At 67.5% G+C, this 26396-nt stretch carries 29 protein-coding genes; 15 read left to right on the top strand and 14 right to left on the bottom strand.

Annotated elements, in window-relative coordinates; translation table 11 throughout:
* The first annotated feature begins 53 nt into the window (after positions 1-53).
* Both AC4HOU_RS10520 and purU read left to right on the top strand, forming a co-directional pair.
* On the top strand, positions 54-575 hold the full coding sequence (locus tag AC4HOU_RS10520; protein WP_194989278.1) for a GNAT family N-acetyltransferase: 522 nt from the start codon (positions 54-56) through the stop codon (positions 573-575).
* 61 nt (positions 576-636) lie between these two features.
* Entirely contained in the window at positions 637-1527 is an 891-nt protein-coding gene (gene purU / locus AC4HOU_RS10515) for a formyltetrahydrofolate deformylase (RefSeq protein WP_194989279.1), read from the top strand.
* A gap of 189 nt (positions 1528-1716) precedes the next feature.
* On the opposite strand, the gene AC4HOU_RS10510 is transcribed toward purU, so the two are convergent.
* The 5 genes from AC4HOU_RS10510 to AC4HOU_RS10490 form a co-directional block, all read right to left on the bottom strand.
* On the bottom strand, positions 1717-2757 hold the full coding sequence (locus tag AC4HOU_RS10510) for an alpha/beta fold hydrolase (RefSeq protein WP_163810262.1): 1041 nt from the start codon (positions 2755-2757) through the stop codon (positions 1717-1719).
* A 217-nt stretch (positions 2758-2974) separates the two neighbouring features.
* Positions 2975-3271 carry a DUF2516 family protein gene (locus AC4HOU_RS10505; protein WP_104360649.1) on the bottom strand — a complete coding sequence of 99 codons (297 nt, stop codon included), beginning with the start codon at positions 3269-3271 and terminating at the stop codon, positions 2975-2977.
* A 144-nt stretch (positions 3272-3415) separates the two neighbouring features.
* The gene (locus tag AC4HOU_RS10500) at positions 3416-4096 is read right to left on the bottom strand and encodes a heparin-binding hemagglutinin (RefSeq protein ID WP_194989281.1); all 681 of its coding nucleotides are present in this window, start codon (positions 4094-4096) and stop codon (positions 3416-3418) included.
* The gene (locus tag AC4HOU_RS10495) at positions 4093-4593 is read right to left on the bottom strand and encodes a helix-turn-helix domain-containing protein (RefSeq protein WP_138458789.1); all 501 of its coding nucleotides are present in this window, start codon (positions 4591-4593) and stop codon (positions 4093-4095) included. Before AC4HOU_RS10495 ends, AC4HOU_RS10500 begins: the two co-directional genes overlap by 4 nt.
* 104 nt (positions 4594-4697) lie before the next feature.
* Positions 4698-6047 carry a DUF445 domain-containing protein gene (locus AC4HOU_RS10490; RefSeq protein ID WP_375139364.1) on the bottom strand — a complete coding sequence of 450 codons (1350 nt, stop codon included), beginning with the start codon at positions 6045-6047 and terminating at the stop codon, positions 4698-4700.
* 252 nt (positions 6048-6299) lie between these two features.
* On the opposite strand from AC4HOU_RS10490, the gene AC4HOU_RS10485 reads away from it, so the two are divergent.
* The 8 genes from AC4HOU_RS10485 to AC4HOU_RS10450 all read left to right on the top strand — a co-directional run bounded on the left by AC4HOU_RS10485 (position 6300) and on the right by AC4HOU_RS10450 (position 13452).
* Complete coding sequence (locus tag AC4HOU_RS10485; RefSeq protein ID WP_163810554.1) at positions 6300-6998, top strand: TetR/AcrR family transcriptional regulator; 699 nt, start codon at positions 6300-6302, stop codon at positions 6996-6998.
* 128 nt (positions 6999-7126) lie between these two features.
* Complete coding sequence (locus AC4HOU_RS10480; RefSeq protein ID WP_163810268.1) at positions 7127-8542, top strand: ABC1 kinase family protein; 1416 nt, start codon at positions 7127-7129, stop codon at positions 8540-8542.
* Positions 8543-8550: 8 nt separating this feature from the next.
* Positions 8551-9801 (top strand): saccharopine dehydrogenase family protein, encoded by a 1251-nt coding sequence (locus AC4HOU_RS10475; protein ID WP_194989283.1) that lies wholly within the window; start codon positions 8551-8553, stop codon positions 9799-9801.
* A 45-nt stretch (positions 9802-9846) separates the two neighbouring features.
* Positions 9847-10479, top strand: coding sequence for a class I SAM-dependent methyltransferase (locus AC4HOU_RS10470; RefSeq protein ID WP_194989284.1), 633 nt, complete (start codon positions 9847-9849; stop codon positions 10477-10479).
* A 361-nt stretch (positions 10480-10840) separates the two neighbouring features.
* Positions 10841-11230, top strand: a complete 390-nt coding sequence (locus AC4HOU_RS10465; protein ID WP_163810274.1) for a hypothetical protein — start codon at positions 10841-10843, stop codon at positions 11228-11230.
* A gap of 27 nt (positions 11231-11257) precedes the next feature.
* Positions 11258-11848 (top strand): hypothetical protein, encoded by a 591-nt coding sequence (locus tag AC4HOU_RS10460; protein ID WP_490724427.1) that lies wholly within the window; start codon positions 11258-11260, stop codon positions 11846-11848.
* The gene (locus AC4HOU_RS10455) at positions 11845-12576 is read left to right on the top strand and encodes an ESX secretion-associated protein EspG (RefSeq protein ID WP_163810278.1); all 732 of its coding nucleotides are present in this window, start codon (positions 11845-11847) and stop codon (positions 12574-12576) included. Before AC4HOU_RS10460 ends, AC4HOU_RS10455 begins: the two co-directional genes overlap by 4 nt.
* A gap of 30 nt (positions 12577-12606) precedes the next feature.
* Positions 12607-13452, top strand: a complete 846-nt coding sequence (locus AC4HOU_RS10450; protein ID WP_163810279.1) for a polyphosphate kinase 2 family protein — start codon at positions 12607-12609, stop codon at positions 13450-13452.
* Between the two features lie 61 nt (positions 13453-13513).
* On the opposite strand, the gene AC4HOU_RS10445 is transcribed toward AC4HOU_RS10450, so the two are convergent.
* Positions 13514-13804, bottom strand: a complete 291-nt coding sequence (locus AC4HOU_RS10445) for a hypothetical protein (RefSeq protein WP_163810282.1) — start codon at positions 13802-13804, stop codon at positions 13514-13516.
* Positions 13805-13845: 41 nt separating this feature from the next.
* Positions 13846-14277 carry a DoxX family protein gene (locus AC4HOU_RS10440; RefSeq protein WP_194989286.1) on the bottom strand — a complete coding sequence of 144 codons (432 nt, stop codon included), beginning with the start codon at positions 14275-14277 and terminating at the stop codon, positions 13846-13848.
* Positions 14278-14364: 87 nt separating this feature from the next.
* On the opposite strand from AC4HOU_RS10440, the gene AC4HOU_RS10435 reads away from it, so the two are divergent.
* Positions 14365-15273, top strand: coding sequence for a LysR family transcriptional regulator (locus AC4HOU_RS10435; protein ID WP_490724426.1), 909 nt, complete (start codon positions 14365-14367; stop codon positions 15271-15273).
* A 166-nt stretch (positions 15274-15439) separates the two neighbouring features.
* Positions 15440-16429, top strand: coding sequence for an AurF N-oxygenase family protein (locus AC4HOU_RS10430; RefSeq protein WP_195020135.1), 990 nt, complete (start codon positions 15440-15442; stop codon positions 16427-16429).
* A gap of 81 nt (positions 16430-16510) precedes the next feature.
* Here the strand turns inward: AC4HOU_RS10430 and AC4HOU_RS10425 are convergent, their stop codons facing one another.
* The 5 genes from AC4HOU_RS10425 to AC4HOU_RS10405 form a co-directional block, all read right to left on the bottom strand.
* Positions 16511-16915 carry a DUF8820 family protein gene (locus AC4HOU_RS10425; protein WP_194989289.1) on the bottom strand — a complete coding sequence of 135 codons (405 nt, stop codon included), beginning with the start codon at positions 16913-16915 and terminating at the stop codon, positions 16511-16513.
* Between the two features lie 10 nt (positions 16916-16925).
* Positions 16926-17987, bottom strand: coding sequence for a DUF6745 domain-containing protein (locus AC4HOU_RS10420; protein ID WP_195020136.1), 1062 nt, complete (start codon positions 17985-17987; stop codon positions 16926-16928).
* Positions 17988-18221: 234 nt separating this feature from the next.
* Positions 18222-19034: an alpha/beta fold hydrolase gene (locus AC4HOU_RS10415; protein ID WP_324197405.1), complete on the bottom strand. Its 813-nt coding sequence runs from the start codon at positions 19032-19034 to the stop codon at positions 18222-18224.
* A gap of 56 nt (positions 19035-19090) precedes the next feature.
* On the bottom strand, positions 19091-20236 hold the full coding sequence (locus tag AC4HOU_RS10410) for an FAD-dependent oxidoreductase (RefSeq protein WP_194991143.1): 1146 nt from the start codon (positions 20234-20236) through the stop codon (positions 19091-19093).
* A gap of 222 nt (positions 20237-20458) precedes the next feature.
* A complete protein-coding gene (locus AC4HOU_RS10405) occupies positions 20459-21742 on the bottom strand; it encodes a carboxylesterase family protein (RefSeq protein WP_195020138.1) in 1284 nt (427 codons plus the stop codon).
* 95 nt (positions 21743-21837) lie between these two features.
* Between AC4HOU_RS10405 and AC4HOU_RS10400 the strand changes: the two genes are divergently transcribed.
* The 3 genes from AC4HOU_RS10400 to AC4HOU_RS10390 all read left to right on the top strand — a co-directional run bounded on the left by AC4HOU_RS10400 (position 21838) and on the right by AC4HOU_RS10390 (position 23943).
* Positions 21838-22422 (top strand): TetR/AcrR family transcriptional regulator, encoded by a 585-nt coding sequence (locus tag AC4HOU_RS10400; protein WP_195020139.1) that lies wholly within the window; start codon positions 21838-21840, stop codon positions 22420-22422.
* Between the two features lie 166 nt (positions 22423-22588).
* Positions 22589-23380, top strand: coding sequence for a DsbA family protein (locus tag AC4HOU_RS10395; protein WP_194991140.1), 792 nt, complete (start codon positions 22589-22591; stop codon positions 23378-23380).
* Complete coding sequence (locus tag AC4HOU_RS10390; RefSeq protein WP_163810304.1) at positions 23377-23943, top strand: vitamin K epoxide reductase family protein; 567 nt, start codon at positions 23377-23379, stop codon at positions 23941-23943. The genes AC4HOU_RS10395 and AC4HOU_RS10390 overlap by 4 nt, the downstream gene beginning before the upstream one ends.
* 7 nt (positions 23944-23950) lie before the next feature.
* Here the strand turns inward: AC4HOU_RS10390 and AC4HOU_RS10385 are convergent, their stop codons facing one another.
* Together AC4HOU_RS10385 and AC4HOU_RS10380 are read right to left on the bottom strand one after the other, a co-directional pair.
* Entirely contained in the window at positions 23951-25099 is a 1149-nt protein-coding gene (locus AC4HOU_RS10385; protein WP_194991139.1) for a S1C family serine protease, read from the bottom strand.
* Positions 25100-25207: 108 nt separating this feature from the next.
* The gene (locus AC4HOU_RS10380; protein ID WP_195020140.1) at positions 25208-26386 is read right to left on the bottom strand and encodes an AI-2E family transporter; all 1179 of its coding nucleotides are present in this window, start codon (positions 26384-26386) and stop codon (positions 25208-25210) included.
* Between the last annotated feature and the right edge of the window lie 10 nt (positions 26387-26396).

Below are 26396 nucleotides of genomic sequence, written 5' to 3'. Positions count from 1 at the left end.
CGCGACGCGGGCGCTTCACGCACACTGCTGTTGGTCGGGAAGAGAGGACAACCGTGCTGATCCGACGCGAACGCGCCGGCGACACCGACGCCATCGCCGCAGTCCACCGCAGCGCCTTCGGCCCGCAGTACACCGGCCAGGAGGCCATCGAACCCCCCGAGGTCGATCTGGTCGAACGGCTACGCAGCGATCCCGGCTGGATCCCGACGCTGTCCATGGTCGCGGTGGAGCATGATGCCGTCGTCGGGCATGTCTGCCTCACCCGTGCCGCTGTCGGCCCGTTCCCGGTGCTCGCGCTCGGACCGATCGGAGTGCAGGCGGGCCATCAGGGTGACGGTGTGGGCGCGGCGCTCATGCATGCCGTCATCGGGGCGGCCGACGCTCTCGACGAACCCTTGATCGGGCTGGTCGGCCACCTGGATTACTACCCGCGCTTCGGCTTCGTCCCCGGCGCCCGCCTCGGCATCGCACCGGATGAATCGAGCTGGGCGAGCCACTTCCAGGTCCGTGCCCTCACGGCCTACGACGCCCAGATCGTCGGCGAGTTCCGTTACGCGGAGCCCTTCTACGGCTGATCGCGGTGGCCCGCGGCGCACTCGGTGCGAGCGGGCCTTGCTCACCTGCGAGGATGGGCGCATGAGTGCTGCTCCCTCCGCCCCCGACGATCGTCGTTACGTGCTGACCCTCGGCTGCCCGGACCGTCCGGGCATCATCGCCGAGATCACCTCGTTCATCGCGGGCTTCGGCGGATCGATCGTGGAGGCCGGTTACCACTCCGATGTGGAGACCGGCTGGTTCTTCACCCGGCAGGCCATCAAGGCTTCCACGGTGCCGTTCGATCTCGGTGAGCTGCGCACCCGCTTCGCCGACGTGGCGGCGAGCCTCGGCTCAGAAACCGACTGGCAACTGCTCGATTCGGGCGCGCGGCGCCGGGCGGTGCTGCTGGTCAGCAAGGATGGCCACTGCCTGCACGACCTGCTCGGCCGGGCGGCCTCCGGTGAGCTGCCCGCCACCATCGAGGCGGTGATCGGCAACCATCTCGATCTGGCCGAGATGGCCGAAGCGCACGGGGTGAAGTTCCATCATGTGCCGTTCCCGAAGGACCCGGCCGAGCGCGGCCCCGCCTTCGAGCAGGTCCGCGCCCTGGTCGACCAGCACGACCCGCACGCGGTGGTGCTGGCCCGCTTCATGCAGGTGCTGCCCGCGGAACTGTGCGAGCACTGGGCGGGCAAGGCGATCAACATCCACCACAGCTTCCTGCCCTCGTTCGTCGGCGCCCGGCCGTACCACCAGGCCTTCGCGCGCGGGGTCAAACTCATCGGCGCGACCTGTCACTACGTGACCCCCGAACTGGACGCCGGCCCGATCATCGAACAGGACGTCATCCGCATCGACCACGCCGACGACGTCCGCGACATGGTGCGTCAGGGCCGCGATATCGAGCGGGTGGTGCTGGCGCGCGGCCTGCGCTGGCATCTGGAGGGCCGGGTGCTGGTGCACGGCCGGCGGACGGTCGTCTTCTCCTGACCGGGTCGTCGCGCAGGCTCCGGCGAGTTCACACCGGCTGTGACCTGTGTGGGCTCGCCATAAGGTATGGGACGCCTCGGAATGGGATGCCGCAGCCGGCTTCGCAAATCACGGTCGAGCAAGGGGTCGCCGGCGCCCCAGCCGTCGAGATCGGCAGGCGTCGAACCGACCACGCAGGCTGGTGCAAGCTCAGCCGACGGCTTCGACCGGCTGGTACACCGAGTCGAGCACGCGCCCCAGTTCCTCGTTGAAGCGTTCGTAGGCTTCCACGTTCCCGAGGTGCCCGGTCGGCAGCACCTCATAGCGAACCAGACTGCCCACCTCCGCGAGGATTTCGGCGAGCTGCTCGGAGTGCACCGGGGGCGTCATATCGTCGAACGCTCCGGCCAGCAATGTGGTGGGGACGACCAGATTCCGTGCGGATTCGCCGAGATGCATATCGGCGAGGAGGAAGCCGAACTTCGCGCGGACCGAGGCCGGACAGGAGCGCACGACGGCCATGCTGAAATCGACCAGCTCGCGCGGGGCGTCCAGGGTCATGATCTGCCGCGCGAAGGCCCAGCGGACGGGGGCGATCGGCGGGAAGACGATGGGGGTGCCGAGGCCGAGGCGACCGAACCAGAACGGCAGCGGGATGATGCGGCCGCCGAGCCAGGACAGCGGCTTGTTGAACGGCGGCACCACGGTGGTCTCGGCGATCAGCGAATGCGGGCCGGTATTGCTGAGCAACACGGCTTCGGCCTGCGCGCGGACCCGGTCGGGATGCTTGCCCGCCCAGGCCTGCAGGGTCATGCCGCCGAGGCTGTGGCCGACGAGGACGGCGCGCTGGCCGGGACGCAGGGCGGTGTCGAGGACCGCGCAGAGATCGTCGGCGAGCAGATCGCAGTCGAGGGGGCTGGAGCCCAGTTCGCTCTCGCCGTGGCCGCGCTGATCGTAGGCGATGACGCGGTATTCGCCGGCGAAGGCGTTGATCTGCGGATACCAGTATTCGATGGCGCAGGTCCAGCCGTGCACCAGCACGATGACGTTGCCGTCGGCCGGTCCGTACGCGTGGACGCGCAGCTTGACGCCGTCCGGGGTGGTCACCGGAATGACGTCGTGCGGAACGGTCGGCGGGTTCAGTGCGGCGTTCTGGTAGGTACGTGACCGCAGGTTCGCACGGTGCACGTCCAGCAGGCCCCGAAGCTGGGTCGGGAGGCTCGCCAACGCCGTCGGCAACATTGCACGCATCGGACACTCCTTTGTGTTACTGATAGATACAGTAACCACTGGAGCGCGTGCTAGCTAGTGCTAGCAGTCAGAAAACTCCGGAGAACCGCGCGTCACCAGCGCAGACGGCAACGAAATTTTTTTCGGGTACGGCCGCTGTTCCGAAGGGCCAACCCTGGGCTGGTCAACAACCACCCACGCTGCTGCCCCAGGCCCGCGACCAGGGCAGAGTCGCGTCTTACCAGCGCGGACCGCGCTGGATCTCGTCCACCTTCGGCCGCACATCGGCGAGATAGATGCCCGTCGCGATGATGGCGATGAAGGCGAACAACCCCAGCCCCGCGAACGACAGCAGCAGAAGCAGCACCGCCACGCCGAGGATCGCCAGCCAGATCGGCTTGGTCAGCTTGTCTACCGCAGTAAACGCGTCCGGACGCTGACGTAGGGCATGAATCAGCGCGAAGATGGTCGCGCCGAAAGCCAGCAGCCACAGCACGAGCACGATAAGGCCGGTCACACCCTGCGCAATTTCCACTCCACCATGATAGGAGCAACCACCGCGGCCCACCGGCTACCGAGGGCGAGGAAACGAAAAGCGACGACCCCGCGCACCGGATCGGTACGCGGGGTCGTCGAGTAGCGCGACCGCAGGCCCATCACCGGACGTGCGGCAGGCGAATCAAGCCTTCTTCGCGGCGGTCTTGCGCGCCGGGGCCTTCTTCGCGGGGGTCTCGGCCTTGGCGGCGGGAGCCTTGGCCGGAGCCTTCTTGGCGGCGGGCGCCTTCTTGGCGGGGGCGGGCGCGGTCTCGGTGGTGACCTCGACGACCTCGGCGTCGACGACGGCGTCGGCAGCAGCCTCGGCCTCTTCCTCGACGACCTTGGCGGAACGGCCGATCAGGTCGTTGACCCGGCCCAGCACGTCCTCGGCCCGCTCGGCCGCGTCCTTGTACAGCGACTCGACCCGGCCGACCTGCTCCTCGACCAGGTGGTTGGCGCGCAGCCGCTCCACGGTCTCCTCACCGCGCACGGCGAGGTCGGAGTACAGGTCGAGAACCTGGCGGTAGTACTGCTCGGCCAGCTTGCGCAGCTCCTCGGGGGTGAACTTCTCGCGCAGCTCGGCGAGATCCTCCGGCAGCTCCGACGGCAGGCCGGAGAGGCGCTCGCGCAGCGAGTCGAACTGGCCCTGGACGTCGGCGGGGAGGTTGGCGATGCGCTCGCGGGCCTCGTCGACGCGGCCGGTGACATCGGCGGACTGGGCGCGCTCGCGCACCTGGGTCACGGCGTCGAGGACCGCGGTGTAGACGGCGTCACCGGCGCCCACGGTCGCGTAGAGCGGCTTGGTGGTGGCGTTGTCGGTCATGTTTCGTTCTCCTGGCGTGGCGGAGTGTCGGTCGTAATATGCGGAACGGCGCTGTCCCAGTCATCCCCCCCTGATTCGTTCCCTCCGTTTTCCCGGCGAAACGATTCGTAAATATCCAGCAAGACCTGCTTTTGCCGTTCACTGATCGTCGTGTCGGCGAGCAGGGCGTCCCGGACCGGGCTGTGCGGCCGTTGTTCGAGATAGCCGGCCCGTACGTACAACACCTCCGAGGACACTCGCAGTGCCTTGGCGATCTGCGCGAGCACCTCGGCGGAGGGGTTGCGCAATCCGCGCTCGATCTGACTGAGATACGGGTTGCTCACCCCCGCCAGCTGTGCGAGCTGGCGCAGCGAGACCTGGGCGGCCTCACGTTGCGCCCTGATGAAACCTCCGATGTCGTGCGCCGCGTTGGAGACGCGACCCCCCCGTTCCCCGAGACCGGAACCATCGTCCGGCTCCTCGGTGTGCTGGGCGGAAACCTCGGGCTGGTCTGCCATCACTCACCTTCTGGCGGTAGTACGTAACCAATGGTAGGACAGGGTGCTAGCTATTGCAAGCACTTGTGTTAGCACCCTTCGGGCAAATTTCCGGCAGCGCTGTCTCAGCCGCCGAACATCAGGTGCGACACCGTGTAGATGGCAAGTCCGGCAAGCGAACCGACCACCGTGCCGTTGATCCGGATGAATTGCAGGTCACGCCCGACCTGCAATTCGATCTTCTTACTCGCTTCTTCCGCATCCCACCTGGCAACGGTATCGCTGACGATGGTCGCGATCTCGTCGGCGTAGTTGGCCGCCAGATACCGTGCGCCGCGCTCGATCCAGCCATCCACTTTGCCGCGCGTGATCTCATCATCGCGCAGTTGCTCGCCGAGCGCTTGCACGTTTTCGGCAACCTTGCGGCGCAGCGTGCTGTTGGGGTCGTCGGCGGATTCCAGGATCAGCCGTTTGGCCGCGCGCCAGGTCGCCTCCGCCATACCGGTGATCTCCTCGCGGCCCATGATCTGGGACTTGATCCGTTCGGCCTTGGCGATCATCGCCTCGTCGTGCTGGAGGTCGTCGGCGAACTGCTCGAGGAAGCGGTTGGCGGCCAGGCGCACCTCGTGATCGGGCGTCGAGCGCACCTTCCAGGTGAATTCGACGACCTCGCGGTAGATCTTCTCCGACAACATGATGTTGACGAACTTCGGCGCCCACTGCGGAGCGTCGCGCAGCACCACCCGGTCGATGGTCTCCTGACTGCCGAGCGCCCATTGATGGGCGCGCTCGGCCAGCAGATCCAGCAGCGGCAGCTGACGATTGTCGGCGAGCAACTCGGCCAGCACCCGCCCGATCGGCGGACCCCACTGCGGTTCGGCGATCCGCTTGACGATGGTGTTGTCGATGACCTGCTCGACGTCCTCGTCACGCAGTACTCCGACCACGGCGCGCAGAATGGTCGAACTCTCCTGCGCCACGCGCGCGGCATTGGCCGGCTCGGCCATCCAACGGCCGACCCGCCACGACACCTGCGCCGAGTTGACCTTCGCGGTCACCACCTCGGGCGAGAGGAAATTGGTGCCGACGAAGCTGCCGAGGCTGGCACCGAGCTGATCCTTTTTGCGCTTGATGATGGCGGTGTGCGGGATGGGCAGACCGAGTGGATGCCGGAACAGCGCCGTCACCGCGAACCAGTCGGCCAGTGCGCCGACCATGCCCGCCTCGGACGCGGCCCGCACATAACCGACCCAATCGCCGCCGCCGCCGCGCGACTCGAGCCAGCGGCAGCCGAGATAGATCGCGGTCGCCAGCGCCAGCAGTCCGGTGGCCAGCGACTTCATCTTCCACAGATCACGACGTTTGCTCGCGTCATCGGTGAAGGAGGTGAAGCTGCTCGGCATCGTCGGCTGCGCGCCGGCGGCCTCGGAGCTACGGTCGCCGAGGACCGCGGTATCGCCGGGAGCGTTGTGCATGTCCTCCATTCTGCTGGCCTTTGCGCTCCGGCAGCGTCGCCGTGCGCAACCGGAGGGTCGCCGAGAGTGGCCTCATCGGTGTGACTCCGCTCGCATCCACCCCCCGAATGCGGTGATCGGCACCCCAAAAGGTCCTGCTGGGGAGTAATGGGACCTAAGCTGGGTGACACGGATCCGTTTCGAACGAGGGAGCCCACCCTGTCCACCGAAGACCTTGTCGACGTCGGTGAGCGCGCCGAGCGACCGGCGGCGGTGCGCACCGGCAACACCGATGGCCGCAAACGCCGGTGGCGACAGCACAAGATCGACCGCCGCGAAGAGCTGGTCGACGGCACCCTGGCCGCCGTACGCGCCCGCGGCAGCAGCGCCGGAATGGACGAGATCGCCGCCGAGATCGGCGTCTCCAAGACGGTGCTCTACCGCTATTTCGCGGACAAGAACGATCTGGTCCACGCCACCATGCAGCGGTTCATCGAGATCACGCTGATGCCGCGCGTCTACGGCGCGATCAGCCTGGATGCCGACGAGTACCAGCTGGTGCGCACCGCGCTCGGTGAGTACGTCGGCGCGGTCGACGAGGACCCCGAGGTCTATCGGTTCATCATGGGCAACGGCTCGGCCGACCAGTCCTCGCTGGCCGAATTCGAGAAGCTGTTCGCCGAGGTGGTCGCCGCCGCCATCATCAGCAGGGCCGACGATCTCGGGATCGAGACCGAGGGCGCGCTGCTGTGGTCGTATGTGCTGGTCGGCGGCATCCAGCTGGCGACGCACTGGTGGACCACGGACAAGACCATGTCGCGGGAGGAAGTCATCGATTACCTGTCGATGATGGCCTGGAGCGCGATCGAGGGCATGGCGCGCGCGGGCGGCTCGCGCACCAAGTTCAACGCCATGCCGCATGTGCTGCCGAAGCCCGTGGACACCCCCGAGATCGCCGAAGGCACCGTCTGAGCCAGTCGTGGCCCCGGATGTGACACGGGACTCGACATCGCGGCGCGGTTGGTTAGTCTGAACGCCAGCGGGGCGCTACAGAGGGGTTGCGTCTCCGTTCGCGCGTCGGCACCAACGGAGGTACCTCGATGGCGAAACAAGTGCCGACATCCCGGCTGGCTCGCGGGACGAAGCTCGGCGCGGTCGCGGCCGGATCCGTGCTGCGCAATCAGCGCGCGCGGCTGTCCATGCGCGGCCGCTCGGAAGCGGTGCGCGCGAAGATGGCCGAGGAATCCATGATCCGCACCACCGAACAGGTGGTCATGGTGCTTGGCACCATGAAGGGCGTGGCCATGAAGCTCGGCCAGATGATGTCGGTGCTGGATCTGGATCTGGTGCCGCCCGATCATCGCGAACGTTTCCAGAAGCGCCTCGCGGTGCTGCGCAATGCCGCGCCGACGGTGTCGTTCGAGGCCATGCGCGCGGTGATCGAGGAAGATTTCGGCCGCCCGCTCGACGAGGTGTTCGCCGAGTTCGAATCCGAACCGGTGGCGGCGGCCTCGATCGGCCAGGTCTACCGCGGGCGGCTGCACGACGGGCGCAAGGTCGCGGTGAAGGTGCAGTATCCGGGCATCGATATCGCGGTGCGCGCGGATCTGAAGAACCTGGCGATGTTTCGCCGGGTTCTGCAATCGGCGATGCCGTGGGTGACGCCGGCGGTGCTGGACGAACTTCGGCTGAATATGGAGGCCGAACTCGATTACCACGCCGAAGCCGAGACCCAGCGGCAGATCTCCGAGCTCTACGCCGGGCATCCGTTCATCGTGGTGCCCAGGCCGGTGCCGGAGCTGAGTACCCGGCGGGTGCTGGTCAGCGAATACCTGGTGGGCAGCGGTTTCGAAGAGATCAAGGAGATGCCGCAGGCCGAACGGGACCGGATCGGTGAGATCATCTACCGCTTCTATGTGGGTTCGCTGTTCGTGTTCAACGAGTTCTGCGGCGATCCGCATCCCGGCAATGTCATGCTCACCGAAGACGGGCGGGTCGGGTTTCTCGATTTCGGCCTGTTCAACCGGATGGATCCCGAGCACGTCCAGTTCGAGGCGGCGTGTCTGCGCGCGGCCGCCGAGGACCGCGCAGAAGACCTGCGGCAGTTGATGATCCAGCGGGGGGTGATCGACTCGCCCGAGGAGATCGGCCCGGAGGAATGCCTCGAGTATGTGCTCGCCGCCTCCGAATGGTGTCTCATCGATGAGGAGTTGACCATCACTCCGGAACTGGCCAGCGGCGCCTTCCTGCTCGCCGTCGACCCGCGGGCCAGCGAATTCACCGGGATGAAGCAGCAGAACCTGCCGCCGGAGCATCTGTTCTCCCGGCGCGCGGACTTCCTCACCTTCGGCATGCTCGGCCAGCTCGAGGCGACGGCCAACTGGCATCGCATCTCCCGTGAATGGCTCTACGGCGAGCCGCCGGTGACCGAACTCGGTCAGCAGCATCACCGCTGGCTGGCCGAACGCACCGGCGACGACACTGCACGATCCGGCAAGACTCGACACAAGGCATGAGGGAACATATGGCGGACAGCCGCGAATTCGATCTGATCCTCTTCGGCGCGACGGGTTTCGTCGGGAAGCTCACCGCGCAGTATCTGCTGGGCGCCGCGCCGGCGGACGCCAAGATCGCATTGGCCGGACGCTCGGTGGACAAGCTGACCAGGGTCCGCGATGAACTCGGCCCCGCGGCCGCGAAGTGGGAGCTGGTGGTCGCGGACGCGGCCGATCAGCCCGCCCTTGATGCGCTCGCCGCCCGCACCACCGTCGTGGTGACCACGGTGGGGCCGTACCTGCGTTACGGGCTGCCGTTGGTCGCCGCCTGCGCCGAGGCGGGCACCCATTACGCCGATCTCACCGGCGAGCCGTTGTTCATCCGCGAGGCGATCGACCAGTATCACGAGCAGGCCGTCGGCACCGGGGCCAAGATCGTCAATTCCTGTGGCTACGACTCGGTTCCGTCGGATCTGAGCGTGTATCAGCTGTACCGGCGAACCGTCGAGGACAATACCGGCGAACTCACCGACACCACGTTGATCGCCTCGCTCAAGGGCGGGGTCAGCGGCGGCACCATCGATTCCGGGCGCGCGATGATGGAGGCGGTGGCCGCCGATCCGGCCAAGCAGTCGGTGCTCAGCCACCCGTATTCGCTGAGCCCGGACAAGTCGATGGACCCGGATGTGGGCAGGCAGTCCGATCAGGCGTTGCAGAAGGCGAGCTCCATCGACCCGAGCCTGGACGGCTGGGTGGGCACCTTCGTGATGGCCATGCACAACACCAAGATCGTGCGCCGCTCCAACGGGCTGCTCGGCTGGGTGTACGGCAAGAACTTCCGCTACCGCGAGGTGATGAGCGCGGGTAAATCGCCGGTGGCGCCACTGGTGGCGGCCGGTATGTCGGGCGGGATCGTGGCCACGATGGCGGCGGGCGCGCTGCTCTCGCGGGTGAGCGCCGGCCGCAAGCTGCTGGATCGGGTGCTGCCCAAGCCGGGCACCGGCCCCAGCGAGCAGGCGCGTACCAGCGGCTGGTTCACCATGAAGACCTACGCGCACACCACCTCGGGCGCGAAATACGTCGCGACCTTCGCCGGGCAGGGCGATCCCGGCTATCAGGCGACGGCGGTGCTGCTCGGCGAGAGCGGGCTGTGCCTGGCCTTCGACGGGGCGAAGCTGCCGGAACTCGCGGGTGTGCTCACGCCGGCCGCGGCGATGGGCGATGCGCTCACCGAACGGCTGCGGGCGGCCGGGATGACCATCGAGGTCGAGCGCGCCTGAACCCGGCACGGCAATGAATCTCTCGCGGACAATGGAGTCGGCTCGATGAATCTCGCTCGGCGCACGATGAACAACCCGGCGCTGGCCGCGGTGTACGAACGGGCCTGGCGGCCTACGCTGTTCTATCTGGCCAGCGGCCGCACCACCGCGGCGGATCGGCGTTACGCGGCCGATTCGCTGCGGCTGCACAAGGCGCATCGGGTGCTCGATATCGCCTGCGGTCCAGGCAATTTCACGCGATATCTGAGTGAGCGGCTGCCCGAGGACGGTTACGCGGTCGGGGTGGATTACTCGCCGCCGATGCTGGCAAGGGCCGTGGCAGACAACGCGGGGCCGCGGGTGGGTTACCTGCGCGGCGATGCCCGGTTCCTGCCGTTCGCCGACGGATCCTTCGACGCGGTGTGCTGTTTCGGTGCGCTGTATCTGATTCCGGACCCGTTGGCGGCGGCGCGGGAGATGATCCGGGTGCTGGCGCCGGGCGGCCGGATCGCGATCACCACCAGCCACCGCGATGATTCGGCGTTCGGGCATGCGAGCCGGATCGTCGGCGGCTGGTCAGGTCTGCGGGTGTTCGACACCGAGACGTTCCCGGCCTTGTTCGCCGAGCACGGATTGGTCGAGATCGATCAGGAGATCCATCGGCTGCTGCAATACGTGTCGGCGACCCGTCCGGGCTGAGATCTCGCGTCGCCGGCCGGGCCGATCGCGCAGTCAGGGCGAGATCTAATTCGCTACCTCCGCTGCCGAATACGAAGTCGACCACATCAGCTTCGGCCAGCGGTGCACCGTGCTCTGCCGGGAGGCCGGTGACGCCGTCGCAGCGCGGATGTTCAAGTCGGGAGCCGATGTGGCGGTGCGGTTTTCACGCAGGTTCCGGTGGTCGGATCGGGTCCGCGAGCCACCACCACTATCGTGCGCGACATCACAGCCCGGTTCCGGTGCAGGCTTCCGAAGGCGGCGACACCGCGCATTTCCGACCGGTAGAGTCCGAATCGACGCGGCGGGGATGTGATGGACCGAGCGGAAGGGGGAGCCCAGGATGGCGGTACCGGAAACGGGGCAGAGCCGGGCTCGGCAGCTGTACGTCGCGGCGGTGGACGGCGGTGCAACGCCGTTCGAACTCGACGAGGACGTGGCCACGAATCTGGCCGCGGCCTGCGACATCCTGGTCGACGATCTGGATCGGGCCAGAGCCGGATCACATGTGATCACCGAGGTTTCCGGGTTCCCCGACCTACCCACCGGCCATGCGCTGGCCCGCGGATTCGGCATGAAGGGTCGCGAATATCTCGACACGTTGACCGCCCTCCAAGAGACCGCGCTGCTCTACAAGGCGGCTTATCTGGCGGCGGGCAAGAAGTTCGCCGACGCCGAGGCCGCCAACAAGGCCGCGATCGACCTCGTCGCCGCGCATCTGGCGCCGCGGTGAGGCGGGCCGTCGAGGGAGGAACGCACCATGGCTGACGACGCCGTACCCACCGGTGATACCGATCCCCCATACGCACCGGAGCGTGAACATTTCATCGGCTACACCCATCAGGAGATCTGGGACCGCGTGCACGAGGTGATGGATCCGGCCGCGCTCGACCGCGCGGCGGCGGTCTGGCAGGCCAATGCCACCGCGCTGGCCGAGGCGTTCCGCGTATTCGGCGATGCCACCGCTCGCGAGTTCGCGCGGTGGTCGGGACAGACCGCCGACGCGGCCGCACAGGCCACCCGTGATTTCATTCGCGTTGGCACCGATGCTCACGAGGTGTGCGCTGCGATCGCCGCGCTGTTCGAACTGGATCGCGACGCGGCGCAAACGGTTCGGGCTGCGATCCCGCCGCCGCAGCCGTATCGTCCGCTCGACGATCCCGCCGCCGAGGCCGTGCACGGCGGGCAACGAAGAATGGATCACGACATCGCGGCGGCGGCCGTCACCGCCGACGTCCAGGACCTCATGACACACGTCTACTCCCCCGCCATCCCCGCTTCGGGAGACCGGGTGCCCCGCTTCGCGGTACCCCGCACCGATTCCACCGGCGGCGGGAGCCTGCCACTGTGAAATGGGTACTCACCCCGGACGAATTCAGCTACGTCTGGCAGAACGAAACCGATCTGGATCGCCGCCCCTATCCGGTCAACATGGCGCCCGCCGCCACCGTGCGCACCGAGAGCGAACACCTGCGCCTGCGATTACCGCAGCGGTTCGCCAGACAGGCCGACCCCGATCTGGCTGCCGCGCTCATGCTGTGCGCTCGCGCCGACGCCACCACCGTCACCGTGTCCGGCGAACGCACCGCCTCAGGTAACGGAGACTGCCCCGACCGCATCTTGGCCTTCGCCGCCGTGGTGCACCAGCACGCCGCGATTCTGGTGGCCGCGCCCACCACCGTGACGGTGCAGATGAGTCATGCCCGCGCCCTCGGCGAGCTGCTGGTCGAGGTGATCGGGCCGGCGCGCCCGGGCCGGGCAGGCACGCTACGCGAACCGCAGGATGCGGTGCTCGGCGCCACCGACCACGCGGGCAATGGCCAGACCTTCTCCACCAACGGTGAGCGCGGCGCCGCCCGCTTCCGTCGCGCTCTGCGCAAACCGGTCGACGGGCGCGGCTTCATCACCGTCACGGTGGAACCGGACAATCCGATGTCGCCGCCGACCCGGCATCGCACCTGGCTCGACGTCAGCGGCGACGGACGGTATCTGCTCACCACCGCCGATGAGCTCACCCTGACACCGGTGTCCGATGCCGATTTCGCCCATCAGCTGCTCAAACTCGCCCAGATTCGCTGATCGCGCCTGCGAATGTGGTAGGTCTGACGGATGGTGAAGCACTGGTCGGTTCCGGTCCGGGAAGCATTGCAGGCCGACGGCGTGCGTATCGCCGATCTGGACACCTCCGCCCGTCCCGGTTTCGACGGCGACAGGAAGCTCGGTGAGGCCCTGCTGACCGAACGCGGAAAGGTGCTGTCGGATCTTCAGGAAAAGCTGTACGCCAACGGCCGATCCGGTGATTCACGCAGCGTGCTGCTGGTGCTACAGGGTATGGACACCGCGGGCAAGGGCGGCATCGTGCGGCATGTGATCGGGTCGGTGGATCCGCAGGGCGTCGACCACGCCGCCTTCGGGGTGCCCACCGAGGAGGAGAAGCGCCACCACTACCTGTGGCGCATCCGCAAGGAGTTGCCGCGCGGCGGCCAGATCGGCGTGTTCGACCGCTCGCACTATGAAGACGTGCTGGTGGTGCGGGTGCACAATCTCGTTCCCGCCACCGTCTGGGGTGAGCGCTACGACGAGATCAACGCCTTCGAACGCGAACTCACCGATGAGGGGATCACCCTGGTGAAGGTCGCCATGTTCGTCTCCCTCGACGAACAGAAGAAGCGCCTGCGCCAACGCCTCGAACGCCCCGACAAGTACTGGAAATTCAACCCCTCCGATATCGACGAACGCGCCTACTGGCCCTCCTATCAGGAGGCCTATCAGGCCATACTCGACCGCACGAGTACCGAGCGGGCGCCCTGGTACGTCCTGCCCGCCGACCACAAGTGGTATTCCAGGCTCGCCGTCACCGAACTGCTCATCGCGGCCTTACAGGACCTGGACCTCGATTGGCCGCCGGCGCACTTCGACGTCGCCGAGCAGCTCGCCCGCCTCGACGAGGCCTGATCAGTCAGCCGGACGGCCCGCCATCGCCTACGACCGGGCGGCCGCAGGCGATGGCGATCGACTAACGCTCGTCGACGATTTCACCGTTCTGCACGGTGCCGTCCGTGGTGAGCGCCAGGGTGGCGGTGACGGGCGGGAAGGCGGCCGAGGCGTCGAGCGCGGCCGCCAGCTGCTCGGCCGTTTCCCAGCGCCATACGTCCTGGTAGGTGCCGTCGTCGAGGCGGATGAGCCGAGTCTCGACCAAGCCGTCGAAACCGGAGCGGATGCCTGCGATCACCTGGGCGCGCTGGGCCAGCATCTGCTCGAGCTCGGCCGGATCGACGGAGTAGTGGTGCACACGAACTGCGGACATGAGGATTCCTTCTTTCTCGGGTGTGATTTCACGGGACCTGGTCAGGCCGGCTGCGGACGATTGCCGAGCACGGGCGCGGCGAATCCGGCGCCGCCCGTGGGCAGCCACGCCCGGGTGGCCAAGGTGGCGGCGGCGAATGCCATCGGCCCACCCCACTTGTCGACGCCGTCTCCGGCGGCGATGTGCGAGGCAGCGGCGCCGCCGTAGACGAACACCAGTCCGGCGTAGGCCCACTCCTTGGTGCGCGGATGACCAGGGGTCAGGATCGCGGCGAGCGCGGCCACTTTGGCAGTGCCGAGGATCGTCGCGAAGTACATGGGATAGCCGAGGTGGTCGAAAACTTCTCGGACATAGCGGATGCGGGCGAGGTCCCAATAGGAACCGACCGCCGTTTCGGCCAAGACAGCGGTGATCGGGACCCAGCGCGCGAGTCTCAGCGCACGCGAGCGCGCGAGGGTGTTCGGTCTGGTCATGGGCGTGTGGCTCCTTTCGACGAATGCGGTAACCAGATTCCGCCGTGCCAGCGCCGCGAACAACGGCGTATCCTGCAACGATCGTTAATGCCTGTGTTCACGATCGGATCGGCAGTGGAGCTACGTGACATCGAGATATTCCTGACCCTCGCCGAGGAACTGCACTTCGGGCGCACCGCCCAACGCCTGCACATATCCACCGCACGGGTGAGCCAGGCGATCCGCCTCCAGGAACGCCGGTTGGGGGCGAAGCTGTTCGAACGGACCAGCCGCCGTGTGGAACTCACCCCGCTGGGCGAACGGCTGCGCGAGGAGCTCTCGGTGGGCTACCGCACCATCCAGGGCGCGATCGATTTCGCGACGGCCACCGGTCGCGGCATCGGCGGGCTGCTGCGGGTCGGATACACCGCCGCCTGGTGCGGTACCACGCTGATCGCGGCGGCGGACCGGTTCACCGCACGTTATCCGGGTGGCGAAGTGCAGATCCGCGAGGTGCAGGTGGGCGACTACCGGCAGTTGCGTGCCAGGGAGATCGAGCTGCAAATGAGTGAGTTCCCGATCGAGGAACCGGATCTCATCACCGGCCCGGTCGTCTTCGCCGAACCGAGGGCGCTGGTCATCTCATCGAATCATCCTGTGGCACAGCAGAAGTCACTGACCATGGAGGATCTGGCCGGCATCCAGCTGATCGACGGCATCGGCCCGTCGCAGGCGATCAACAGCTTCCATTTCCCGACCCACACCCCCTCCGGCGCACCGATCCCGCGCGGCCCGGCGGCGGCCACATGGCCCGAGGTTCTCACGCTCATCAGCGCGGGCAAAGGTGCCTGCCCCTGCTCTGTTCGCGCCGCCGACTTCTACCCGCGCCCCGGGCTGAGCTTCATCCCCTTCGCCGATGCTCCACCGATCGAGTTCGGCCTGGTCTGGCATGCCGACGGCCCTGTCGCCCGGATACAAGCCTTCGTCGACACAGTGCTCGAAGGCCTGGCTGCCTGAGCGGCGAGTGGCAGGTACGTTCGAACGTTTCCTCCCGGCACCGACATGGCGCGCGGCGGCTCCGCCGTTCCATACACCCTTGTCTGGAACTGGGGCGACGTCTACCATTTAATGAGACTCCGGGTCCCAGATAATTTCCCCCGGAGCTGGCACGAGGGAGACACCGATGACGCTGTCTGTGGCACGTGAGGCCGCATCCGCTGATCAGACCTACCGCGAGGTACTCCAGGGGCTGTCAGAGGGGTCGGTCAACAAGCACTTCGACCCGTACGTCGACATCGACTGGGACTCCCCCGACTACGGCGTCGACCGCACCGATCGGCGCTGGATCCTGCCCGAGGCCGATCCGCTGGGCCGCCATCCCTGGTACAAGTCGCTGCCCGTCGAGAAGCAGATCGCGATAGGTATGTGGCGCCAGGCCGGGATCGCCAAGGTGGGACTCGACTTCGAGCAACTGCTGATCCGTGGGCTCATGCAGTACGTGGTGTCGCTGCCGAACGGCGATCCGGAATTCCGCTTCATCACCCATGAAGCCGCCGAAGAGTGCAACCACACGCTCATGTTCCAGGAGATGATCAATCGCATCGGCGAGGACGTCATCGGCATGGGCTCCATCGACCGCAAGCTGACGATGATCATCTGGCCCGCGGTGAAGTACTTCCCCGAGTTCTTCTTCACCATGGTGCTCGGTGGTGAGGAACCCATCGACCATTTGCAGAAGTCGATTCTGCGCGGCGGCGACCAGATGCATCCGATGGTGCAGCGGGTCATGCAGATTCACGTGGCGGAGGAAGCGCGGCACATCTCCTTCGCGCACGAATATCTGCGCCGCAACGTGCCGAAGATGCACCCGGCCACCCGCTTCGCGCTGTCGCTGCTGTTCCCCACCGCCATGCGCATCATGTGCGAAATGATCGCGACCCCGCCGAAGGAGTTCATCGAGAAATTCGAGATCCCGCAGTCGGTGGTGAAGGACATGTACTGGCGCAGTGAGGAATCCAGCAATGCCCTGCGCGATATCTTCGCCGACGTGCGCGCATTGGCCGAACAGAGCGGTCTGATCAACCCGGTGTCGAAGCTGGTGTGGAAGGTGCTCGGCATCGACGGGAAGCCGTCGCGGTACCGGAGCGAACCGGTTCGTCGCGCGGTCGCCTGATCTCCGGGGACGTTCGCTCCCCGGGCGGGAGCCAGATGTGTCCCGCCGCCGAGGCATCGGCCCGGCGGCGGGACACCGCCGTCAGTCGGCGACGAGCCGCGTCCGCATGTGCGAGTGTTCGCGCTGCCGCCGGATGACATATGTCCCCGGCACGCTGCCGGTGGCGCCGTGTTCGGGATGCATCAGGTAGGCAACGGATTCCGCGGCGAAGATGCCGAGCGCGAGCCCGGACGGGTCGGCGACGTCGGTCGTCCACCGGCAGGTACCGGGTTCGGCGACCAGCGCGTGCGGATTCCCGCCCGCGGCGCCGCGCAGCACCTCGATGCCGTCGGGCGGGACGGGCCACCAGCTCGCGTCCGGGCTCGGCGTGACCGAGTCGAGCAGGTACAGCGGGATGACGATCAGGTCGCCCTGGGCGTGCATGCCGCGGATCACCGGGATGCGAAGGGACGCGTCGAGTTGTTCCAGGACAAGGGATTCGGTCATGGTCATCACCTCAGGTGCGGTGTAGGAGCTGGGAGTATTGCGTGCCGGTCAGGCCATAGGTCCAGGCCGCGGCGTCGACGGGATCGGTGAGATATCGGGGAACGGTCAGGCCATAGCGGCGGCGGGTGCCGTCGCGTTCGACGGAACCGTTCACCGCGACCAGCACTCGCTGGTCGTCCGGTAGCTCGTAGAGCATCAGTTCGTAGCCGTGATTGCCGGGATCGGGCGCGCAGGCCAGCAGTTCCATGCCGGCTTCCTCGACATAGGCGGGCCAGCCGAGTCGTTCGATGGCGCAACGCCGCACCTCGACATTGGTTTCCCGGTCGATGGCTTCGGCCGTGGGGTCGGTGATCACCCAGCCGGGCACCTGTGTCCCGTGCCAGAAGAACAGTTCCCAGCCGTCGGAATAGCGGATGGCGGGGCCGTCGGCGCAGTGCAGGCGCAACCGGCCCCGGTCCCCCGCATCCTCCGCCGCCAATATTTCGGGACGCTCGGAAACGACGCACAGATCCTCGTCCGGCCACCACGGGCCACAGGCCGCCGCTACCGCCGCCCACAGCTCCCACGCGCGGGCATGTTCACCTGCCCGATTGGGCGGGAAATCCGACCACACGACCGAGCCCGACCCGCAGTGCACGTTGTTCCGGATCGAACTCGGCCCGCCACCGGCTGCCATGATGATGCGGCCGATAGTGCCCGCCCATGAAGACGTCAACGGACCGGCGATGTTCTGCTCGAAGGGCTCCAGCGCGCACGCCCATCGGTCGTACTCGCGTCGCGACATACCGACGGTCACCCGCATGCGGCTGTGAATTCGCGAAAGTAACTGCACGACAGCGGGTTCAGGAGATGTTATCGGTCGCGGCCCGCGCTTGGCTCCCGGCTCACCGGTCGCACGGGCGATCAGCGGCGAGGAGACCCATCGAAAGCGTGGTGGGCCGAGACCGGCGAGTTCGTAGATTTCGGAGATGGCCGCCTCAGCGGCGCGACGATCGGCCGGTTCGGTGCACAGCATCCGGCCGAGCCATTTCTTGCGGATGTTCGCAGCTTCCCGCTGCCCGAGAACACTCACCGGATGGCGGTGGTGTCGTCCTTTCCAACGATCATGCGATCAACAGTGACAGATCGGGACAAGATCGGCAAGCACTCCTCCTGCGCAGCGTCCCGGAACCGCCTGGCATGGGCGGATCGGTGCGCGTCATCCGAAGGCGCAGTACGTGCAGCGATGCCGGGTGCTCAGGGGCTCGCATCCGAATGTCAGGTGGGTTCGACCGGCGCACGTCAGGGCGCCGGTCGTCACCGTGATTCAGCCGACGCGAATCGACCCGAGCAGGTCGAACAGTTCACCCGCCACATGCTCGGGCAGCTCGAGACCCGGGAAGTGGGTTTCGCCATTGAGCCGGGAGTAGCTGAACCACGGGTTCTCGGCGGCGAATTCGGCGTGCAGCGCATCGTATTCGGGGGCCTTCGGATGGGAGAAGACGTGCCGGATCGGCGGCGGTGTGCTCATCTTCTCCATTCGACCCATCGGGGAACCCCATGTGCGATAAGCCTTTTCGACCTCGCGCCCCGAGCGGGCCCACATGTCGTAGCCGTGCCCGCCTGCCTCGAATCGGACGTGGTTGAGCACGGTCTCGTCGGTGCTGCCGTCGAGCCAGGATCGCAGCAGTTCATCGCGCGCGGCCTTCCAGGTGGCCGGGTTCTGCAGGGCGGCGACACCGGCGGCGAACTCCGGGGGCGGCGGGGTCATGATGAGATCGAGCAGCAGGACCGCAGGCACCCGCTCGGTACCGAGCTGGTCGGCCATGTCCAGGCCGACCCAGCCGCCGTGCGCATGCGACAGCGGCACGAACGACTCGACCTCGAGCGCGTCGAGCAGCCCGATGGTGTCGGAAACCTGTTCGGCCACACCGAAATCACCAACCAGTGTGCGATCCGGTCCGTGACCACGCCAGCACACCCGGATGACGCGATGCTTGTCCCGCAAGTACGGCAGCAGCGGGTTCCAGGCGCGGTGGTCGTGGGCCCAGCCGTTGAGCAGCACGATCGCCGGCGTATCGGGTGCGTAGCCCTGGTCGTCGAAGGCGATCTCGACGCCGTTGATCTTCATCGTGTTGATCATGTTTCTCTCCTTCTCCCGAGCCGCGGCAGTGCGGGCACGGACGATTCGCCGGTTCAGGCGGCCTGATCACTGGTGGTCGGCCGGAGCCGGGTGGCAGCCAGCTGGGAATCGGTGAGACCGGGCAGGCGACCGGCCACCATCAGCAGCGGATCACGCACGGCGTCGGGCAGGCTGTTGAGCAGGCGCATGCGGTAGGACGTCTGCTGGGTGCGTTCGATGCCCGGCCGTTGCTCGCGCTCCCAGCGGAGCAGCGCCTCGGACATCGGCAGGTCGGCGCTGACGGCGGCGGCCAGCGAGACCGCGTTGATCATGGCCGTGCCTCCGCCTTGCCCCAGATACGGCGGTTGCGCGTGCGCGGCATCGCCGAGGAAGGCCACCCGGCCGCGTGACCAGGCCGCCAGCCGGATGAATTCGAAGTTGTCCCAGCGGATCTGCACGTCCGGTGTGGTGCGCAGCAGTGATTCCAGATAAGGGAAGCTGCGCACCCAGGAGTCGACGTCGATGTGGTCGCCGCGGGTGGCGGCGTCATCGGCATCGGCGACCAAGGCGAGGTAGACGTGTTCGGGGGTGCACGGGGTGTACAGCAGCCTGCGCCGGCCTTGGAAGTGCTCGAGATGTTTGACGCTGTCCGCGGCGGGAAGGTAGTCGGTGGACGCGGGCACCATGAGCCGGGCCGCGCCCTCCCGCATCCGGATGCGGCGGGTGGTGAGACCGAGCCGGTCACGCAACCGCGAATGCACACCATTGGCGACGACGACCAGATCCGCCCTCGCGGCCCGGCCGTCCTTGAACTCGACCCGTCCGTCCGGGTCGGCCGCCACAGCAGCCGAGTCGGTGACGAGGTCGACGCCGGCCCGGGTGGCCGCCTGCACCAGCGCGTCGATCAGCCGGTCACGTAGCAGTGTGTAGCAGCGCGGTCCGCCCTCGGCGTTGATATCGATCCGGTACAGGGTGCGCCCGGTGCGCGACCGGGCTTCGATCGCCGGGCCGATATGCGCGCCACGCGTGGCGTCGGCGAACGCACCGATCTCCGCGAGCGCGGATAACCCGTTGTCCCATATATAGATTCCGGCGCCGATCGCCCGGATCGCGGACTGCCGTTCGTGCAGTCGCACGGTCCAGCCCTTGCGGGCCAAGGCGGTCGCGGCGGTCAGCCCGCCGATGCCGCCGCCGATTACTTCAGCGTGCCGGTCAGCCATGGAACGCGGTCCTCTCTGGTGGAACTGGGGGCGACAGCGTTGGTCGCGGATCGGGATGTGACAGTGCCGGGCCACGCGACGCGATCGGCTCGTCCGGACGGGGCAGGATCTGGGTCGAGCCGGCAGTCGCCCGGTCTCGCCATCTGTCAGGGCGACAGCTGGGTACGCGGCGGGATGCGCCCTGTGTACGAATCCGGCAGTACCGGGATCGGGGTTCGTCGGTCACGGAATGGGTTGAGCGGCAGAAGAACCGGGCGCATGCCGGGTCCACCCGGGATCACCGGTATGGACGAAGGCGCCCCACTGCTTCCGCGTCGGCGCACCGAGCATGCGAACCTCGGCGGGCGTGAGCGGGCGCAGCATGGCCGAGTCGTGCCAGGCGGAATCGTCACCGAAGAGCAGGGGCAGTTCCAGGCAATGGCAGGCGCCGAACGGGTTGTCCGGATGCAGGGTGTGCACCCGGTAGCGGTAGACCTCGGCGCCATGCGCGGCGAACAGATCGGCGAACGCGCTGGTGCCGTCGTCGAAGGCTTTGCGCCCGACCAGGTTCTGCACGGCAGACACCAATCGTGCGCCCGCCAACGGCACCGAGCGGATCCTCGAGAACACCGGATGCGGACCGTCGTAGAACGCCCGCATTTCCTCGGCTGTCGTGCCGATCACGAGCTGCGTCCCCGCCGCACGCCCGCGCACCTCGCGTTCCCAGCGCGCCCGGTCCGGCAGCGGATCGGCCCCGGCGACCGGCAGAAAGGGCGGTGCCGAATTGAGCCCGCCCGGACCGGCGAGCTTCTTCGCCGCCGCGGCCTGCGCGGCCAGGATCTGCGTCAGCGGTGCGTCCTGTGGATCACCGCCGAGCGCGGTGAGAAACGCCTGCGCCGCCCGCTGCGCTTTCGCGGCGCTCTGAAAACCGATTCCGAACGGTGAACTCTGCACGATCGCGCGCCGGAACAGTCCGCGCGTCGATTCGATGCCGAGCATCGCGACGATGGAATGCGCCCCCGCCGACTGCCCGGCCACCGTGACCAGGCCGGGATCACCGCCGAATCCGGCGATGTGCTCGCGCACCCACTCCAGCGCGGCGATCTGGTCGAGCAATCCGAGATTGCCCGGCGCGACGCCGGGCATCCGCAGATAACCGAGCACCCCGAGCCGGTAGTTGATCGACACGACGACGATGCCGGTCTCGCGAACCAACTCGGTGGCGTCGTACAGATTCCACGCACCACCGCCCGCGAGGTAGGCCCCGCCGTGGATCCACACCATGACCGGCCTACTGCCCGGTTCGGCGGCGGCGGGCGCGGTGACGGTGAGCTCGAGGCAATCCTCGGATTGCGGCAACCGGACGGGCACGCCCATCACCGGTTCCAGCCGGCCCGGCAGCTGCGGCGCGGTAACCGGCGAGCGGTGCTGGTGCGGCCCCTCGTACGCGATCGGCTCCGGTGCGCAGAACCTTGCGGCCCTGGCATACGGGATCCCTCGGGACACCACGACGTCACTGTCGTTCATGTCGCTCCTCCTACGAATATCGCAAGTTGACTTGCGTTACCGCCACGCTAGGCCCCCGACCGAGATAACGCAAGAGCACTTGCGATAATGGGCACATGGCCGATGAGGCGAACCACACTCCGCAGTTGCGCGGCGCTCGACTGCGGCGCGCGGTCCTGGACGCGACACTCGCGCGTATCGAGGCCGTCGGCATCGACGAGGTGCGCGTGGCCGATATCGCCGCCGCCGCGGGCGTGCACGAGACCTCGATCTACCGGCGCTGGAAAACCCTGCCGAGGCTGCTGCTGGACGCGCTGCTCTCCCGGATGGAAACCCAGATCCCGATTCCGGACACCGGATCGGTGCGCGCCGACCTGCTGGAATTCATGACGATGCTGGTGGGCTTCGCGCGCAGCCCCTCCGGTGCCGCCCTCATCCGCTCCACGAGCATCACCGACACCGACGCCGAGGCCGACGCGGTCCGGCGCGAATTCTGGGCGGTGCGGCTGGCGGCCTCACAGCAGATCGTGCGCCGCGGCATCGAGCGCGGGGAGATCGCCGCGACGGTGGATCCGCGGCTCGCCATGCTGACTCTCGGCGGGCTCGTGCACATCTACATCACCCAGCTCGACGGCACGATCCCCGACGACCTCCCCGAGACCGCGGTCGACCTGCTGATGGCCGGACTCACACCGCGCTGACCAGGTCTGTACCCAATGCGCGCGAGAACACGCCGCGTATTTCGGAAACTCTCAGGTTCACCGACCATGATGTGCGCGTGCCCGCTGACGCCGGAACACCGCGTCCGGCTCTACCATCAGGGCAGCAGGCAACGCGAAAGCGAGCGAAAGGCGTGGTGAACGCACGGTGAGCAACAACCCGGGTCGGAAGAATCCGCTGGCGGCGGCCGAGCGCGCCGACCGCAACCGCAAGATCGCGATCCAGGTGGGTGTCGCGGCGGTGCTCGTCGGCCTCGTCGCCGCGATCGGCATCGGGATCGCCATGCGCGGCTCCGACTCCGAGGACCTCGGCCCGATCCCCAGCGTGATCGCGGGCGCCCCGGCGAATCCGGGCGCGACCCCGGCCGCGGAAGCCCCGGATCCGGCGGCCTCCAACGGCGCCATCATCGTCGGCAATCCGGACGCGAAGGTGACCGTGCGCGTCGTCGCCGACCTGCAATGCCCGATCTGCAAGTTGTTCGAGGAAGCCAACGGGCAGGTGCTCGCCGATGGCGTCGCCGACGGCACCGTGAAGGTCGAATACAACATCGCGTCGTTCCTCGACCAGATGTCGACCACCGAGTTCTCCTCGCGTGGCGCGAACGCCGCCTACTGCGTTACCGATACCGGCGTCGACAAGTTCCAGGCCTGGTTGCAGGCCATGTTCGCGCAGCAGCCGCCCGAGGGTGGCAACGGCCTGTCGGATGAGCAGCTGATCGAGATCGCCAAGTCGGTCGGCTACACCGATCCGAAGGTCGCGCAGTGCATCAACGATCGCACCTACGACAAGTTCGTCCAGGCCAAGTCGAAGAAGCTGCTGGATGAGGGCATCAAGGGCACGCCGACCGTCTTCGTCAACGGTGAGCAGGTCCAGACCCGTGAGGCGCTGTTCCAGCCGGGTGGGCTGGCGCCGCTGATCGCGCAGGCCGCGGGGCAGTGATCGCGGCCGCCCCCAGATCCGCCTGGGTTCTGCTGATCGGTGGTCTGGCCGGCTGGATCGCCTCGTTCACCCTCACCGTCGAACGGTTCAAGCTGTTCGTCGACCCCGCCTACCAGCCCTCGTGCAGCCTCAACCCGATCCTGTCCTGCGGCTCGGTGATGACCACCGATCAGGCGGCGCTGTTCGGGTTCCCCAACCCGATCATCGGCGTCGCCGGATTCGCGGTGGTCGTCACGCTGGCCGTGCTCGCGGTGGCCGGGGTGGCCCTGCCGCGCTGGATCTGGGTGGGGCTGTGGCTCGGCACCATCGCGGGCACGGTGTTCATCTGCTGGCTGATCTTCCAGAGTCTGTACCGGATCGGCGCGCTGTGCCCGTACTGCATGGTGGTGTGGGCGATCATCACGCCGCTGCTCGCGGTCCTCACCCAAACGCTGTGGGGTGGCTCGCGCGGGCCGATGCGGGTGGTCGCGGAATGGCGGTGGACGATCGTCGCGCTGTTCTACGCGGTGGTGCTGCTGCTGATCTTCCTGCGCTTCCAGGACTATTGGCTGTCACTGGTCTGAGCGCGGGCTAGTTCGGCGTCCCCGGCGCGAGGACGACGCGGACGGTGCGTTGCCCGCCCGGCCCGCTGACGCCCAGTTCGACGATGTCGTGCGGTCTGTGCTTGTTGATCGCGGCGCGCAGGGCGCGAGCGCTGGTGACGATCTTGCCGTCGATCGAGGTGATGACCTCGCCGTCGGCCAGTCCGGCATTGTGCGCGGGCAATCCGTAGATGGCGACGTCGACCCGGGCGCCACTCGGCTTGGCGTCGGAGATCAACACCCCGAGGGTGGCGGTGGGGCCGACGTGCACGGTCTCGGTCGGCGTTCCGGAACGGATCTGGCGCACCACCCGCATAGCGGTGTCGATGGGCACCGCGTAACCCACGGGCGGACGTTGCGCCCGCACACCAGGCTCCTCGTCCTCCTGATCACCGGACGCCGCCGCGATCACTCCCACCACCGCGCCCGAGTGATCGGCCAGCGCGCCACCGGATTGGCCGGAACTCACCTCGGCGCTCACCTCGACCATCCCGGACAGTGCCTTACGGGACAGATCCGCGGAATTCAACGCCAGGATGGTGCTGTCCAGGTCGGAGATGCGCCCGGCCACCGCTGTGGGCTCCCCGGTGCCGCCCGCATTGCCGATGGCGAGCACCTCGTCACGCACTCGCAGACCCGACGAGCTGCCGAGCCTGGCCGTCGTCAGCCCGGTGGCGCCGACCAGTCCGAGCAGGGCGATATCGGTGCTCGAGTCATAGCCGAGCACCTGCGCGTCGTAGACCAGGCCGTCCGAGACCCGGGTGACCTTCACCGACTCGGCGCCCTTGACCACGTGATGACTGGTGAGCACCTGGCCGTCGGCGGTCAGCACGATTCCCGATCCGGCCGCGCCCACCCCGAACGGCTTGGTGGCGACGTTGATGTTCACCAGCACCGGCTCGATTCCGGCCGCCACGGCCACCGGATCCAGCGGTGGACGCGGCGCGACGACGGCGGGCGCTGCCGCGGGGATCCGTTCCAGCGAAGGCCAGCCGGGCAGCTCACCGCGGTATCCGAGGAAGGCCGCGACGGCAAGGACCGTGGCGACGACGGCCGCACCCAACCGGCCGGCGCCACCCCGTCGACGGGGGTGGTCGTCCCGCAGGTCATCGCGCGAATCGTGCCGGTCGCCGTCCATGCGCCTCCCACTTCACCCGCAGCCGATCACACCATTGTCTCCCGAGCGCTCGGCTGGAGGCTCGCGAATTCCGGTCGCAGGGCGGTGAGCTGGGCTTCTACGCCCGAATCAGTCTGATTTACGGCGCCGGAGGCGGATCAATCGATGGTGCGGCCGTTCGGGTTTGGGCAGTGGTGGTGGCGCGTTCTCGGTGGGCACTTCCACGTCGTAGCGGCGGATATACGCGCCCGCGAACGCCTGCAAGGTGGCCGTCACCGGGATGGCGAGCAAGGCCCCGGTCGGCCCTAGTATCGCCGCGCCCGCGAGCACCGCGCCGAACGCGACCGCCGGATGCATGTCGAGAGTGGTGGCGGTGATCCTCGGTTGCAGCACATAGTTCTCGAACTGCTGGTACAGAATGATGAATCCGAGCACCCACAGCCCGTCGGGTGGATTGTTCACCACCGCAACCACCACCGGCAGCGCACCGGCCAGATAGGTGCCGACGGTCGGGATGAACTGCGAGACCACGCCCACCCACAACGCCAGCGCGAACGCCGAGGGCACATCGAACACCCGCAGCATGATGTAGTGCGCCAGCGTCGACACCAGCGCGAGCAGGCCACGCGAGTAGATGTAGCCGCCGGTCTTCTCCACCGCGATATCCCAGGCGCGCAACACATGCCGCTGCTTTCTCGGCGGCAACAGCGAGCAGACCGCGTTGCGGAAGCGCGGACCGTCGGCGGCGAAATAGTAGGTGAACAACAGCACCCCGAGCGCCTGGAACAGCGCAGACACGGCAGTCGTGCCGATGCCCCACACATTGCCCGCCAGGCCCATCGCCGGGCCCTCCAGGCTGGAACTCCACTCGGTGGCGTACTTCTCGATGTCGTCGCCCGACATCTCGGTGTGGAAGGTCTTGTTGATCAGGTCGACGGCCTCGTCGGCATAGCGTGGCGCGTTCTCCACCAGGGTGGTGACCTGTTCCACCAGCAGCGAGCCGAGCGTCCACACGAATGCGACCATCACCAGCAGCAGCGTCAGGAACACCGCGCCGGTGGCCGGGCCGCGCCGCCAGCCGTGCCGGGCCAGCCAGTTCACCGACGGTTCGATGGCGAAGGCGAGGAACAGCGACACCATCAGCACCGTCAGCAACCCCTGCAATTGCTGCAGTAGCCAGAACGCCGCGACGAAACCCGCCACCGTCGCCGCGGCGAGCAGGAACGCCCGCAGCAGCCACGGTGGCGGATTCAATTGGCCCGCGGAACCGGGCCGGTCTGCTGGTCTCTGATCGTCCTCGGCAGCCACCCCGTCAAGT

The organism is Nocardia sp. JCM 38205 (genome assembly GCF_058222935.1).
Note: the sequence above shows the minus strand (reverse complement) of the source record. Positions and strands in the feature narration are given on the sequence as shown.

Bases quoted from the DNA above. Each gene is read 5' to 3' on its own strand.
- AC4HOU_RS10385 (WP_194991139.1), bottom strand. From the start codon at position 25,099: ATGGACGGCGACCGGCACGATTCGCGCGATGACCTGCGGGACGACCAC.
- AC4HOU_RS10425 (WP_194989289.1), bottom strand. From the start codon at position 16,915: ATGACCGAATCCCTTGTCCTGGAACAACTCGACGCGTCCCTTCGCATC.
- AC4HOU_RS10400 (WP_195020139.1), top strand. From the start codon at position 21,838: ATGGCCGATGAGGCGAACCACACTCCGCAGTTGCGCGGCGCTCGACTG.
- AC4HOU_RS10480 (WP_163810268.1), top strand. From the start codon at position 7,127: ATGGCGAAACAAGTGCCGACATCCCGGCTGGCTCGCGGGACGAAGCTC.
- AC4HOU_RS10410 (WP_194991143.1), bottom strand. From the start codon at position 20,236: ATGGCTGACCGGCACGCTGAAGTAATCGGCGGCGGCATCGGCGGGCTG.
- AC4HOU_RS10475 (WP_194989283.1), top strand. From the start codon at position 8,551: ATGGCGGACAGCCGCGAATTCGATCTGATCCTCTTCGGCGCGACGGGT.
- AC4HOU_RS10510 (WP_163810262.1), bottom strand. From the start codon at position 2,757: ATGCGTGCAATGTTGCCGACGGCGTTGGCGAGCCTCCCGACCCAGCTT.
- AC4HOU_RS10500 (WP_194989281.1), bottom strand. From the start codon at position 4,096: ATGACCGACAACGCCACCACCAAGCCGCTCTACGCGACCGTGGGCGCC.
- AC4HOU_RS10465 (WP_163810274.1), top strand. From the start codon at position 10,841: ATGGCGGTACCGGAAACGGGGCAGAGCCGGGCTCGGCAGCTGTACGTC.
- AC4HOU_RS10470 (WP_194989284.1), top strand. From the start codon at position 9,847: ATGAATCTCGCTCGGCGCACGATGAACAACCCGGCGCTGGCCGCGGTG.
- AC4HOU_RS10495 (WP_138458789.1), bottom strand. From the start codon at position 4,593: ATGGCAGACCAGCCCGAGGTTTCCGCCCAGCACACCGAGGAGCCGGAC.
- AC4HOU_RS10435 (WP_490724426.1), top strand. From the start codon at position 14,365: ATGCCTGTGTTCACGATCGGATCGGCAGTGGAGCTACGTGACATCGAG.
- AC4HOU_RS10430 (WP_195020135.1), top strand. From the start codon at position 15,440: ATGACGCTGTCTGTGGCACGTGAGGCCGCATCCGCTGATCAGACCTAC.
- AC4HOU_RS10460 (WP_490724427.1), top strand. From the start codon at position 11,258: ATGGCTGACGACGCCGTACCCACCGGTGATACCGATCCCCCATACGCA.
- AC4HOU_RS10405 (WP_195020138.1), bottom strand. From the start codon at position 21,742: ATGAACGACAGTGACGTCGTGGTGTCCCGAGGGATCCCGTATGCCAGG.
- AC4HOU_RS10445 (WP_163810282.1), bottom strand. From the start codon at position 13,804: ATGTCCGCAGTTCGTGTGCACCACTACTCCGTCGATCCGGCCGAGCTC.
- purU (WP_194989279.1), top strand. From the start codon at position 637: ATGAGTGCTGCTCCCTCCGCCCCCGACGATCGTCGTTACGTGCTGACC.
- AC4HOU_RS10440 (WP_194989286.1), bottom strand. From the start codon at position 14,277: ATGACCAGACCGAACACCCTCGCGCGCTCGCGTGCGCTGAGACTCGCG.
- AC4HOU_RS10450 (WP_163810279.1), top strand. From the start codon at position 12,607: ATGGTGAAGCACTGGTCGGTTCCGGTCCGGGAAGCATTGCAGGCCGAC.
- AC4HOU_RS10490 (WP_375139364.1), bottom strand. From the start codon at position 6,047: ATGCACAACGCTCCCGGCGATACCGCGGTCCTCGGCGACCGTAGCTCC.